This is a genomic window from Isoptericola maris (assembly GCF_048065335.1).
GTDB classification, from domain to species: domain Bacteria; phylum Actinomycetota; class Actinomycetes; order Actinomycetales; family Cellulomonadaceae; genus Isoptericola; species Isoptericola rhizosphaerae.
This window is the reverse complement of sequence record NZ_JBLUNY010000002.1, coordinates 104,849-117,297: the sequence shown is the minus strand read 5'-3', so window position 1 is coordinate 117,297 and position 12,449 is coordinate 104,849. Positions and strand designations below refer to the sequence as shown.

The following is a 12,449-nucleotide window of genomic DNA, read 5'->3' as shown; positions in this document are numbered from 1 at the left end:
AGGAGGCTCATGGTCACGGTGCACGATGTCGCCCGGCTGGCCGGCGTGTCCATCTCCACCGTCTCGCGGGCGATCGCCACGCCGGAGAAGGTGGCCGACGCGACCAGGGACCGGGTGCAGTCGGCCGTGCGCGAGCTCGGGTACCGGCCCAACCGGGCGGCCGCCGTCCTGCGCGCCGGCCGGTCGGGCGCCTACGGGCTCGTGGTCCCCGACTTGGCCAACCCCTACTTCGCCGCCGTCGCCAAGGGCGCCCAGGAACGTGCCCGCGAACATGGCACCGGGCTCTTCATCGTGGACACCGACGAGGACCCGGACCTCGAGGCGGAGGCGATCCGCGCCCTCGCCCCGCAGACCGACGGCGTCGTGCTGTGCTCGCCGCGTGCCGCCGCACGCGCCATCGAGGCCCTCGACGGACGCCCGGTCGTGCTCGTCAACCACGACGTCGACGGCGTCCCCGCGGTCGAGGCCGACCATCGCGGCGGCATGCGGCGTGCCCTCGAGCACCTGCGCGCCCTCGGCCACCGCCGCATCGCGTACGTCGGCGGACCCGAACGCTCCTGGAGCGACCGCCGTCGTCGGGCCGGGCTCGCAGAAGCCGCGAACCGCTACGACGACGTCGAGGTCGTGGAGCTCGGTGCCTTCCGCCCGCAGATGGAGGGCGGGCAGGCGTCGGCCGACCTCGTCGTGGCCTCCGGCGCCACCGCCGTCATCACGTTCAACGACCTGGTCGCCGTCGGGCTCGTCGACCGGCTGCGCACCCGCGGGCTCGACGTCCCGCGCGACCTGTCCGTCGTCGGCTGCGACGACTCCTACGTCGCCTCCCTCGTCACCCCGCCCCTGACCACCCTGCGCGTCGACCTGCGCCGGCTGGGCCGGACCGCCGTCGACCGCCTCGTGGCCACGGCGTCCGCGACCGCGTCCGACGTCACGCCGGACGTGCCGGTGCTCGACGTCGAGCTCGTGGTGCGGTCGTCCACCAGACCGCCCGGCGCAGACCATCTCGAAGGAGCCCCGTGAACGACCGCCTGCACCGCACCACCGCCCCCACCCACGTCGAGGCGCCGACGAGCCCCGAGTCGGTGGGCATCGTCCACCTGGGGATCGGTGCGTTCCACCGCGCCCACCAGGCCGTCTTCACCGAGCTCGCCGCCCGCTCCCGCGGCGACCTGCGGTGGGGCATCCTCGGCGTGACGCAGCGGTCCGCCACCGTGCGGGACCAGCTCCGGCCGCAGGGCGGCGTCTACTCGGTGCTCACCGCGGGGCGCGAGGAGTCCACCCTGGACCTCGTCGGGTCGGTGCTCGACGTCGCGTGGCCCGCCGAGGAGACGCCCCGCGTCCTCGCGACGATCGCCGCGCCCACCACCCACCTGATCACGCTGACCGTGACCGAGAAGGGCTACTGCCGGGACGCGGCGGGCAACCTGGACCTGGCACTCGTGCGCCCGGATCTCGACGCCCTACGCGCCGAGCAGGAGATGACCCCCGCTCAGGACGAGGACGCGCCAGCGGCGACCAGCGCCGTCGGGCTGCTGGTACGTGGCCTGGCAGCGCGCTACCGGGCGGCCTGCGACGCGGGGGAGGCGCTGCCCCTCACCGTGCTCACCTGCGACAACATGATGGACAACGGCCACGTGCTCGAAGGGCTGGTCCGCGCCGCCCTGGACGCCGCCGTGCCGGGTGACACCGGTCTGCCGGCGTGGCTCGACGCGCACGTGACCTTCCCGTGCTCGATGGTGGACCGGATCGTGCCGGCCACGACCACCGCGCAGCGCGACGACGTCGAGCGGCGGCTCGGCGTGCGCGACGAGGGCCTGGTGGTCGGCGAGCCGTTCCGTCAGTGGGTCATCGAGGACAGGTTCGCCGGCCCCCGGCCCGCCTGGGAGGACGCGGGCGCCACGCTCACCGACGACGTCGCCGTCTGGGAGCGAGCCAAGCTGCGGTTGCTCAACGGGACGCACTCGCTGCTCGCCTACGCCGGCCGGCTCGCGGGGCACACGACGATGGCTGAAGCCGTCACGGACCCCGAGATCGGCGCCCGGGCGCGCCGGCTGCTGTTCGACGACGCGTTGCCGACCCTCGTCGCCCCGGCCGGGGCCGACCTGGAGGCCTACGGCGAGTCCCTGCTGGAGCGGTTCGCGAACCCGGCGACCGGGCACACCACGCTGCAGGTCTCCATGGACGGCACGCAGAAGATCCCCTACCGCTGGGGCGGCACCATCGCCGAGCGTCTGGCCGCGGACGCGGTCCCGCACGGCGCCGCCTACGCGCTGGCCGCGTGGTCCGAGGTGGTGCGGCGCGAGGCCGTGGCCGGCCGGCTCGTCGACGACCCGCGCGCGGCGGAGCTGCGCGACGTCGTCGCGGCGGTGGGCCGGGGCTCGGTGGAGTCCGCGCGCCCTGCGGACGTCGCACGGGCGCTGACGGCGCTGCCCGGACTGCTGCCCGCCGGTGCCGGCCTGGACGTGCGGCTGCTGGACGCCGTCGCCGCCGAGGTAGCGCACCTCCCGTCGAGGTAGGGCTGGCTCCGCCGAGGTAGGGCTGGCTCCGCCGAGGTAGCGCACCTCCCGTCGAGGTAGGGCTGGCTCCGCCGAGGTAGGGCCGCACGAGGTGGTCGCCGACCGGCCCGACCGCCTACGCTGATCCATATGTGAGCGCTCACATCTGACCTGCTCGCGACTCCGCCCCTGTGCCGCAACGCGACCCGCTCGTTGCCGGATCGTGATAAAGCGCTTTCCAGGAGGGGCTGGACACGAGCGCTGAGACCTGTATTGTATCGTTTCAAGCCGGCGGGACAGGGGCGCCACAGGAGGCATCTCGGCGTCGGCGCACCTGAGCAAGGAGGCTCCGATGAGGATCACGCGCAAGGCCGCAGGTGCGGCCGCCGCGACCGCAACGGTCGCTCTCGTCCTGACCGCGTGCAGCGGCGGCGATTCGACCGACTCGGCCGACGGCGAGGGCGGGGACGTCACGCTGACCGTCGCCTGGTGGGGCAACGACGACCGTGCCGCGAAGTACGAGGAGTCGATCGACCTCTTCGAGGAGGCGAACCCGAACGTCACGGTCCAGACGCAGTTCCAGGCCTGGGACGACTACTGGACCGCCCGCAACACCGAGGCCGCGGGCCAGTCGCTGCCCGACGTGTTCCAGATGGACCTGTCCTATCTGCGTCAGTACGGCAGCACGGGCCAGCTCGCCGACCTGTCCGGCAGCAGCATCGACACCGCCGGCTTCGAGGAAGCGCTCCTCAGCTCGGGTCAGATCGAGGGAGCCCAGTACGGCATCCCGACGTCGCAGAACACGCTGGCCCTGTTCTACAACGCCGACCTGCTGGACGAGCTCGGCATCGAGCCGCCCGCCGAGGGCTACACCTGGGAGGACTACAACGCCTTCGCGGCCGAGGTCTCCGAGGCGGGCGCAGGCATGGACCCGCAGATCTACGGCACCGGCGACTACACCGGGACCTTCTGGTTCTTCCTGCAGTGGCTGATCCAGCAGGGCACCGAGCCGTTCACCGCCGACGGCCAGCTCGCCTTCGACGAGGCGCAGATGACCGAGTTCCTCAACCTGGCCTCCGACCTGCGTGACGCCGACGCCCTCTTCCCGGCGGAGCGCACCACGCAGCTCCTCCCGCTCGGTGGCTTCACCGTCAACGAGGCGGCCTCCGAGATGAGCTGGGACAACTTCCTGGCCGGCTACATCTCCGACTCGGGCACCGAGAACATCCAGATGCTGCCGATGCCCTCCGGCGACAACGGCCCCCAGCAGTTCTGGAAGCCGTCGATGCTGCTGTCCTCCGGCTCCAACTCCGAGCACCCCGAGGAGGCCGCCGAGCTGATCGACTTCCTGGTCAACGACCCGGAGGTCGGTACGATCTTCGGCACCTCGAAGGGTGTGCCGGCCGTGGCCGCCCAGCGCGACGCCATGAACGTCGAGGAGGGCTCGGTCGACGAGACCGTCCTCGCCTACGAGGAGGCCGTGGCCGCCGACGTCACCGAGGCCGCACCGCTGCCCGTCGAGGGCTTCGGCTCGATCGAGGCCGAGTACAAGCGCCTCGCGGAGGAGCTCGGCTACGGCAACATCACGGTCGACGAGTTCGTCGAGCAGTGGTTCATGTTCGCCGCCGACGCCGTCGGCCAGTCCTGACGCTCTCTATGCAGCGTGCGGCCCCCCCCCGCCCGGCGCGGGGGCCCCCCCCCCCCGGGTGCCCCCAAAGCGCCTCTAACCGGCCCCGCGCCTCCGGGCGCGGGGCCGCACGCCCGGAGGTTCCACCATCATGGCTTCTACCGATCCGGGTGTGGTCGCCGCCCCGGGACAGCCCGTCCCGGCGCAGCACCTGCAGCGCACCGACGCCGAGACGCCCCTGCTGAACGGCCCCCAGCGCAAGTACAGCCGCTCCGACACGCGGGCGGGGTTCGCCTTCCTGTCGCCGTGGATCATCGGCTTCGTGGGGCTGACGGCGTTCCCGATGCTGGCGTCGTTGTACCTGGCGTTCACGGACTACAACCTGTTCACCTCCCCGCAGTGGGTGGGGCTGGACAACTTCGTGGACCTGTTCAACGATCCGCGGTTCATCCAGTCGGCGCAGGTCACGGCGGGGTACGTGCTGCTGGGCACGCCGATCAAGCTGGCTGCGGCCCTGGCGGTCGCGATGCTGCTGAACATGAAGCACCGCGGTCAGGGCGCCTACCGGTCGATCTTCTACGCCCCGTCGTTGATCGGTGCGAGCGTCTCGATCGCGATCGTGTGGAAGGTGATGTTCACCGACGACGGGATCGTGGACCGTATCCAGCAGGTGTTCGGCATCGAGCTGGGTGGCTGGGTGGGCAACCCCACGATGAGCCTGCCCATGCTGATCCTGCTGGGGGTGTGGGGCTTCGGCGCTCCGATGGTGATCTTCCTGGCGGGGCTGAAGCAGATCCCGGGCGAGCTCTACGAGGCCGCCGAGTGCGACGGCGCGGGCCCGGTGCGCAAGTTCTTCAACATCACCCTGCCGATGCTGAGCCCGGTGCTGTTCTTCAACCTGCTGCTCGAGACCATCGCGGCGTTCCAGGTGTTCAGCTCCGCCTACATCATCTCCGGCGGTACCGGCGGACCGGCCGGCTCGACCATGTTCTACACCCTGTACCTGTACCTGCGCGGATTCCAGGACTTCAAGATGGGCTACGCCTCGGCGATGGCCTGGGTGCTGGTCATCGTGGTCGCCCTGATCACGGCGATCCTGTTCCGCACCTCCAAGGGCTGGGTCCACTACACGGGAGACGAACGATGACCACTCTCACCGCACCTGCGCCGTCCGCCCCGGTCGACGAGGCGGCCGTCGCACGACGGGCCGCCGCGAAGAACCGCCGCCGCGTCAAGTCGGTCATCTTCCACACCGTGGCCATCATCGCGACCGTCGTGGTGCTCTACCCGGCGGCGTGGATGGTCTTCGCGTCCATGAAGCCCAACTCCGACATCATCGGCAACACCCAGCTGCTGCCCGACGTCTGGACCATCGAGCACTACGTCTCGGCACTGTCCGGCATCGGTGGCGTGAGCTTCTGGACGTTCTTCGGCAACTCGCTGCTGCTGGCCGCGCTGTCCGTCGTCGGGACCGTGCTGTCCTCGACCGTGGCGGCCTACGCGTTCGCACGCATCAGCTTCCCGGGGCGCAACGTGATGTTCGCGATCATGATCGGCACGCTGCTGCTGCCGTTCCACGTGACGATCATCCCGCAGTACATCCTGTTCAACAATCTCGGGATGGTGAACACGTACATCCCGCTGCTGGCGCCGAAGTTCCTGGCCGCCGAGGCCTTCTTCATCTTCCTGATGGTCCAGTTCATCCGCGGGATCCCCCGCTCGCTGGACGAGGCGGCACGGATCGACGGCTGCGGGCACGCGCGCACCTTCTGGCAGATCATCCTGCCTCTGATGCGCCCCGCGATCGTGACCTCCAGCATCTTCACGTTCATCTGGTCCTGGAACGACTTCCTCGGCCCGCTGCTCTACCTCAAGGACCCGAGCCTCTACACGATGCCGATCGCGCTGCGTCAGTACGTCGACCAGACCTCGGTGTCCGACTACGGCGCCCAGATGGCCATGGCCGTCCTCGCCCTGCTGCCGGTCATGCTGTTCTTCGTGGTCTTCCAGCGGTTCCTGATCAACGGCGTCGCCACGCAGGGGCTCAAGGGCTGACGATGGCGCGCCGCGACGACACCTCGGGTGCCCGGCCTCGTCCCCCTCGCGGACGAGGCCCGGGCGGGGGCATGCTGCGCAGCCTGCACCTGTTCGCCGAGGTGGCGATCACCGGCGTCCTGGTCGCCGTCGGCTCGATCGCCCTGGTCACCCTCGTGCCGTCGCTGGCCGCCGGCGTGGCGCACCTGCGGCGCGAGGTCTCGGGCCGGGAGACGTCCGTCCGCCGGTTCGCCGTCGAGTGGTGGGCCGCGGCACGTGCGCTCTGGCCGCTCGGGCTGGCCACCCTGGCCCTCGCCGTGCTGCTGATCGGTGACTGGCAGCTCGCGGCCTCGGGTGTCGTCCCGGGTGCGACCGTCGTCGCCGTCGTGGTCGCGCTCTTCGCGGCCGGGGCGGTCGCGGTCGTGCTCCGCGCCGTCGGCGCCTGGTCCGACGACGACGGCGAACCCGTCCCGGGCGCGACGACGCGCGGCACGCTGTCGGTCGCCACGCAGCGGGCGGCCGACGACCTCACCGGATCTGCCCTGCTGGCGGCCGCCGTGCTCATGGCCGGCGTCCTGGTCTGGATGCTCGTGCCGCTCGTGCTCGTGGTGGGCGGGCTGCTGGCGCTGGCCGTGGTGGGCGTCGAGGTCCGCCGTCGGGCGCTGCCGAACGACTGAGACTTTCCTGCCCCGAGGGGTGGGGGAGGGCCTGCCAGAACCCGGCGGGTCTCGCGACTGCACTGATTGCAACGATGCAAGGAGGATGCGAGCGATGAGGATCAACCGCACGACGGCCTGCGCCGTCGCCGCCGCGACCGTCGGGGCCCTGGCCCTGGGGTCGTCGGCCACGGCCGCACCGGGCGGCCATCACGGCCCACCGGGGCACGGTCACGACGACGGGATCGTCCTGGAGGACCTGGACCGCGGCCTGGTCGCGGCCAGCACCAGCGAGGGAGTGTTCCTGAGCTGGCGGCTCCTCGGCGATGAGGTCACCGGAGCCACCGACAGCGGCATGGCCGGGACCGGCTTCGCCGTCTACCGCGACGGGCGCCAGGTCGGGACCGTCACCGACTCGACCAACTACGTCGACCCCGACGGCGAGGCCACCTCGCGCTACGTCGTCGCGCCCCTGCGCGACGGCCGCAAGGGCAAGGGCAAGGGCCACGGCAAGAGCCACGTGCGCTGGGGCGAGCGGAGCGAGACCGTCGTGCCGCTGGCCGGCGACCACCTCGACATCCCGCTGAACAAGCCGGACGACGGCGTCACCCCGGTGGGCGAGGAGTACACCTACTCCGCCAACGACGCGTCGGTCGCCGACCTCACCGGTGACGGCGCGTACGAGGTGATCGTCAAGTGGGACCCGTCGAACTCCAAGGACGTGTCGCAGAAGGGGTACACCGGCAACCAGTACCTCGACGCGTACACGCTGGACGGTGAGCAGCTGTGGCGCATCGACCTGGGCGTGAACATCCGCGCCGGGGCGCACTACACGCAGTTCCCCGTCTACGACTTCGACCAGGACGGCCGGGCCGAGGTCATGGTCAAGACGGCGCCGGGCACCAAGGCCACCACGTACCGGCACGGCGAGCCGGCCCGCGAGAAGCTCGTCCAGATCCCGAGGGACGACCGGGCCGCCGGTGTCACCCACGCCGACGACTACCGGTACAGCGCGGACGACTACTACGAGCACGTCGTGGAGATGTTCCGCGGCTGGGCCGACACCCCCGAGGTGGTGGACGGCGAGTGGCCCGCCACCCTCGAGGAGGCGTTCGGCATCGAGCCGCAGTACGAGTACCCGCTGTCGGACGCGGACGCGCGCGAGCTGGCCGACCACTTCATGGACGTCTACGCCCCGGAGCGCTCGGGCCGCAACGACCTGCGCACCTTCGAGGGGTTCGTCATCTCCGGCCCCGAGTACCTGACGGTGTTCGACGGCCGCAGCGGCCGCCCGATGGACACGGTCGACTACGAGCCAGCCCGGTTCGACGACGGGCTGCGCTGGGGCGACTACGCGATGAGCCGCATCGAGCCGGGCAACCGCGTCGACCGGTTCCTCGCCGGGGTCGCCTACCTGGACGGCGAGACGCCGTCGGCCGTGTTCGCCCGCGGCTACTACACCCGCTCGACGATCGCCACGTACGACTGGGACGGCAAGCGCCTGTCGCAGCGGTGGATGGCGGACTCCGGCTGGACGCCCATGTCGAACCCGTTCAACGCCGGGCCGCACGGGACGCCCGGGACCGACCCGGAGTTCGGCTCGATCACGACGCAGGGCTTCCACTCGATGTCCGCGGCCGACGTCGACGGCGACGGCAAGCAGGAGATCGTCTACGGCTCGGCGACGATCGACCACGACGGCTCGCTGCTGTACTCGTCGTTCGACGAGCTCCCCGAGGGCTCGGCGGACCCGGGTGCGCAGGCCGGCCTGGGCCACGGCGACGCCATGCACGTCACGGACATCGACCCGTCGCGTCCCGGTCTGGAGGTCTGGACCTGCCACGAGGGCGGCGCCTGGGCGCCGTACGGCACGGCGATGCGCGACGCCGCCACCGGCGAGGTGCTCTTCGGCGCCTACTCCGGCCGGGACACCGGCCGGTGCATGATCGGTGACGTCGACACCGACGTGCCGGGCATGGAGGTGTGGGGCTCGATGCCGGGCGGCTCGGACGGTTCCGGCACGCTCAGCGCGACGGGCGAGCAGCTCGCCGACTCCACGCCGGTGACGAACGCCTCCGTGCGCTGGGCGGCCGACGGCAGCACGCAGCTCGTCGACGGGTCGGGTGACGCGACCCCGCGGATCGTGGCCGGCGACGGCACCGTGGTGGAGACCCTCGACGGGACGCTGACCAACAACGGCACCAAGGGCAACCCGTCGCTGGTGGCGGACGTCCTCGGCGACTGGCGCGAGGAGGTGCTGGTGCGCACCGAGGACTCCTCGGCGCTGCGGGTGCACCTCTCCACCGAGGTCACCGACCTCAAGATGTACACGCTGATGCACGACCCGCAGTACCGGGTGGAGGTCGCGCGGCAGCAGACCTCCTACAACCAGCCGTCCTACCCGGGGTTCTACCTGGCCTCGGACACGGACTGGTCGCAGGTGCCCGTGCCGGGCGCGGCCGGGTGACCTGACCCGTCCGAGCCGACCGATCCGCCAGGACGGGCGTGGGGCCGCCCCGCGCCCGTCCTGGCTGGTCACCTGAACGACACGACTGAAAGAGTGGGACCCATGAGGGTGAGCATCCTGGGGGCGGGCGCGATCGCGCACGCCCATGCCGACGCAGTGCGATCGCTGGCGCAGCACGACGGCCTGGAGGGCGTCGAGCTCACGGGGGTGGTGGACGTCGACCCGGTCCGGGCCGAGGAGTTCGCGGCCCGGCACGGCGTCGCCCGCCACGGCACGGACCTGGCGGCGCTCCTCGCCACGGGCGAGGTGGACGTGCTGCACGTGTGCACCCCGCCGTCGCTGCACCTCGAGCAGGCTCGCGCCGCGCTGGCCGCCGGCGTGCACGTGGTCGTGGAGAAGCCGGCGGTGCTTTCCCTGGCCGAGATCGACGCCCTGGCCGAGGCCGAGCGCGCCGCGACGGGCGGTGCCCGGTTCACGCAGATCGTCCAGCACCGCTTCGGGGCGGGTGCCGTGCGCCTGCGCCGTCTCCTCGACGAGGGCGCGCTGGGCCGGCCCCTCGTCGCGCGGTGCGACACCCTCTGGTTCCGCCCGCCGTCGTACTTCGAGGTGCCGTGGCGCGGCCGTTTCGACACCGAGGGCGGTGGCCCCACCATGGGCCACGGCATCCACCAGTTCGACCTGCTGCTGTCGATCCTGGGCGAGTGGACCGAGGTCCGGGCGATGGCCGGCCGTCTTGCTCGCGACGTCGACACCGAGGACGTGTCGATGGCGATGGTCCGGTTCGCCTCGGGTGCGATGGCCACCATCACCAACTCGTTGCTGTCCCCGCGGGAGACCTCGTCCCTGCGGTTCGACACGGAGCGCGCCACCGTCGAGCTCGACCACCTCTACGGGTACGACGACGCGGCGTGGCGCGTCACGGCGGCTCCCGGCTCGGAGGACTCCGTCCAGGCGTGGGCCGACGACGTGGCCGCGGCGGGCGAGCCGGTCGACGGCGGACGCTCGGGCCACCTCGCCCAGCTCGTGCCCACCTATCGCGCGCTGGTGGGCGGCCAGGCGCCGCCGATCACGGTGGCGGACGCCCGCGGCACGCTCGAGCTGGCGGCCGCGATCTACCGTTCCGCGTTCACGGGGGAGCCCGTCGTCCGTGGGCAGATTACCGCGGGCGACCCGTTCTACGACAGCATGGGCGGCAGGGGGGCACCGTGGCCCCCGGTCAAGGACGTCCCGGCTCAGGAGGCCACCGCATGAGCGTCACTCTGAACAGCGACCGCAGCGCGATGACGGGCTCGCGCGGCGACGTCGACCTCTTCACGTACGTGTACCGGCCCGACGACGTCGCGTACGAGAGCCCGCGACCCTACCTGCACCCGTTGCGTACCCGCGACGGCGCGGTGGTCTCCGCGTACCGGCCGTGGGACCACGTGTGGCACAAGGGCATCGCCTGGTCGCTCCCGCACGTAGGGCCGTGGAACTTCTGGGGCGGCCCGAACTACGTGCACGCCGAGCAGGGCTACGTCGACCTGCACAACGACGGCTCGATGGAGCACGAGCAGTTCACCGCCGTCGGACCCTGCGGGTTCGTCGAGGAGCTGTCCTGGCGCACCCCGGCGACGACGGGACCGGACGGCAGCGCCGTCCGGGGCGACGTCGTGGTCCGTGAGGAGCGCACCGTGCAGGTCCTCCTGCCGGAGTCGACGCCCGACGCGTGGGTGCTCACGTTCACGTCCGTGATGACCAACGTCTCCGACGGCGCGCTCGACATCGGCAGCCCGACGACCAACGGCCGTGAGAACGCGGGCTACGGCGGCCTGTTCTGGCGCGGGCCGCGATCGTTCACCGGGGGGCGCGTGCTGCTGCCCGGCGAGGACGGTGCCGGCACGGTCGCGGACGCCGAGGACGCTCGCGGCCTGCGGGCGGAGTGGCTGGGGTTCGTGGGCCGGCACGACGGCGCGGCCCCCGGGGCCGTCCGGGCCGACGAGCAGCAGGGCGGTTCACGGGCCTCCACCGTGCTCATGGTCGACCCCGGTACCAACCCCGGTGGCACGCCGCAGTGGTTCGTGCGCTCCGAACCGTTCGCGTGCGTGTGCCCCGCGCCCTTCTTCAGCGAGGAGGTCCCCTTCCCCGCCGATGCCACGCTGCGCTTCACGTACGCCGTCGTGATCGCCGACGGCGAGTCCGACGGCGCCCGGGCCGTCGAGCTCGCCGCGCTCGGCCGGCAGGTGCTCGCCGGTGAGGGTGACGTGCTCGAGCCCGGGCACGTCGATCCCGCCGAGCAGCCGGCGAGCCGGGCGTGACGGCACTGCCCGTCTTCCCCGGCGGGACCTCGGTCAGCCATCTGCAGGTCTACGACTGGCCGGCGCCCGACGCCCCGCAGGGCAGCGGGTCGCCGCACCTGCACACCACGTCCACCGAGGCCTACGTGACTCTTGCCGGCAGCGGCCGGGTGGAGACGCTGGGCCCGGACGGCTTCGCCGTGCACGACCTGGCGCCGGGGCGGATCGTCTGGTTCGGCCCCGGGGTCGTGCACCGCGCGGTGAACGGGGGCGGGCTCGAGGTGCTCGTGGTGATGTCGAACGCCGGGCTGCCGGAGGCCGGGGACGCGGTCATCACGTTCCCCGCCGACGTCGTCGCCGACGCCGACCGGTACCAGCGGGCCGCGGCGCTGCCCCGCCTGGAGGACGGAGCGGCCGACGGCGACGTGGCGGCAGCCGCCCTCGCACGGCGTGACCTGGCGCTCGCGGGCTACGCGGCGCTGCGGGACGCCGTCGGGCAGCACGGTCCGGCCGCGCTGGACCCGCTGCGCGACGCCGCGGCGCGGCTCGTCGCTCCTCGCACGGCAGGGTGGCGGGAGACCTGGGAGGCGTCGGTCGGCCAGGCGGCAGGTCAGACGGACGCCGCCCTCGAAGCGCTGGCCGACGCCTCGGCGGTCACGCTGGACGAGGGCCGCGTAGCGGTCGCCGACGCGGCCGACGGTCCCCGGCGTTACGGCATGTGCGGCCGCCTGCGCACCTGGCCGCTCGCCTGACCCACGGCGCACCCGCTGCCCGTACCCTGTCGCCCGTCACTCCCGTCACGCCCGTCACGCCCGTTTTACCGATGTCGGTAGTTCGTGGGGGGGGGGGGGCGGGTGGCGGCGCCGGGCGGCACCCCAGAACACGCGCGGCGGGAGG

The 12,449-nt window shown here is 72.3% G+C and carries 10 protein-coding genes; all 10 read left to right on the top strand.

Annotated features, from left to right (window positions below; genetic code table 11):
• Nucleotides 1-9 precede the first annotated feature (9 nt).
• Complete coding sequence (locus ACH5HR_RS04685) at nucleotides 10-1,017, top strand: LacI family DNA-binding transcriptional regulator (protein WP_402373911.1); 1,008 nt, start codon at nucleotides 10-12, stop codon at nucleotides 1,015-1,017.
• A complete protein-coding gene (locus ACH5HR_RS04680; RefSeq protein WP_402373913.1) occupies nucleotides 1,014-2,513 on the top strand; it encodes a mannitol dehydrogenase family protein in 1,500 nt (499 codons plus the stop codon). Before ACH5HR_RS04685 ends, ACH5HR_RS04680 begins: the two co-directional genes overlap by 4 nt.
• Nucleotides 2,514-2,844: 331 nt before the next feature.
• The gene (locus ACH5HR_RS04675) at nucleotides 2,845-4,140 is read left to right on the top strand and encodes an ABC transporter substrate-binding protein (RefSeq protein WP_402373915.1); all 1,296 of its coding nucleotides are present in this window, start codon (nucleotides 2,845-2,847) and stop codon (nucleotides 4,138-4,140) included.
• A gap of 130 nt (nucleotides 4,141-4,270) precedes the next feature.
• Nucleotides 4,271-5,266, top strand: coding sequence for a carbohydrate ABC transporter permease (locus ACH5HR_RS04670; protein WP_402373917.1), 996 nt, complete (start codon nucleotides 4,271-4,273; stop codon nucleotides 5,264-5,266).
• A complete protein-coding gene (locus tag ACH5HR_RS04665) occupies nucleotides 5,263-6,174 on the top strand; it encodes a carbohydrate ABC transporter permease (protein ID WP_402373919.1) in 912 nt (303 codons plus the stop codon). The genes ACH5HR_RS04670 and ACH5HR_RS04665 overlap by 4 nt, the downstream gene beginning before the upstream one ends.
• Nucleotides 6,175-6,245: 71 nt before the next feature.
• Nucleotides 6,246-6,830: a hypothetical protein gene (locus ACH5HR_RS04660; protein WP_402373921.1), complete on the top strand. Its 585-nt coding sequence runs from the start codon at nucleotides 6,246-6,248 to the stop codon at nucleotides 6,828-6,830.
• Nucleotides 6,831-6,924: 94 nt separating this feature from the next.
• Nucleotides 6,925-9,276, top strand: a complete 2,352-nt coding sequence (locus ACH5HR_RS04655) for a rhamnogalacturonan lyase (protein ID WP_416476510.1) — start codon at nucleotides 6,925-6,927, stop codon at nucleotides 9,274-9,276.
• A gap of 102 nt (nucleotides 9,277-9,378) precedes the next feature.
• Nucleotides 9,379-10,527 (top strand): Gfo/Idh/MocA family protein, encoded by a 1,149-nt coding sequence (locus ACH5HR_RS04650; protein WP_416476509.1) that lies wholly within the window; start codon nucleotides 9,379-9,381, stop codon nucleotides 10,525-10,527.
• Nucleotides 10,524-11,573, top strand: coding sequence for a DUF6807 domain-containing protein (locus tag ACH5HR_RS04645; RefSeq protein ID WP_416476508.1), 1,050 nt, complete (start codon nucleotides 10,524-10,526; stop codon nucleotides 11,571-11,573). Before ACH5HR_RS04650 ends, ACH5HR_RS04645 begins: the two co-directional genes overlap by 4 nt.
• Nucleotides 11,570-12,304 carry a cupin domain-containing protein gene (locus ACH5HR_RS04640; RefSeq protein WP_402373928.1) on the top strand — a complete coding sequence of 245 codons (735 nt, stop codon included), beginning with the start codon at nucleotides 11,570-11,572 and terminating at the stop codon, nucleotides 12,302-12,304. Before ACH5HR_RS04645 ends, ACH5HR_RS04640 begins: the two co-directional genes overlap by 4 nt.
• Nucleotides 12,305-12,449: the final 145 nt, after the last annotated feature.

What these genes read in the sequence shown, in the direction of transcription:
- ACH5HR_RS04685 (WP_402373911.1), top strand. Translation starts at nt 10, where the DNA reads ATGGTCACGGTGCACGATGTCGCCCGGCTGGCCGGCGTGTCCATCTCC.
- ACH5HR_RS04675 (WP_402373915.1), top strand. Translation starts at nt 2,845, where the DNA reads ATGAGGATCACGCGCAAGGCCGCAGGTGCGGCCGCCGCGACCGCAACG.
- ACH5HR_RS04670 (WP_402373917.1), top strand. Translation starts at nt 4,271, where the DNA reads ATGGCTTCTACCGATCCGGGTGTGGTCGCCGCCCCGGGACAGCCCGTC.
- ACH5HR_RS04665 (WP_402373919.1), top strand. Translation starts at nt 5,263, where the DNA reads ATGACCACTCTCACCGCACCTGCGCCGTCCGCCCCGGTCGACGAGGCG.
- ACH5HR_RS04660 (WP_402373921.1), top strand. Translation starts at nt 6,246, where the DNA reads ATGCTGCGCAGCCTGCACCTGTTCGCCGAGGTGGCGATCACCGGCGTC.
- ACH5HR_RS04655 (WP_416476510.1), top strand. Translation starts at nt 6,925, where the DNA reads ATGAGGATCAACCGCACGACGGCCTGCGCCGTCGCCGCCGCGACCGTC.
- ACH5HR_RS04650 (WP_416476509.1), top strand. Translation starts at nt 9,379, where the DNA reads ATGAGGGTGAGCATCCTGGGGGCGGGCGCGATCGCGCACGCCCATGCC.
- ACH5HR_RS04645 (WP_416476508.1), top strand. Translation starts at nt 10,524, where the DNA reads ATGAGCGTCACTCTGAACAGCGACCGCAGCGCGATGACGGGCTCGCGC.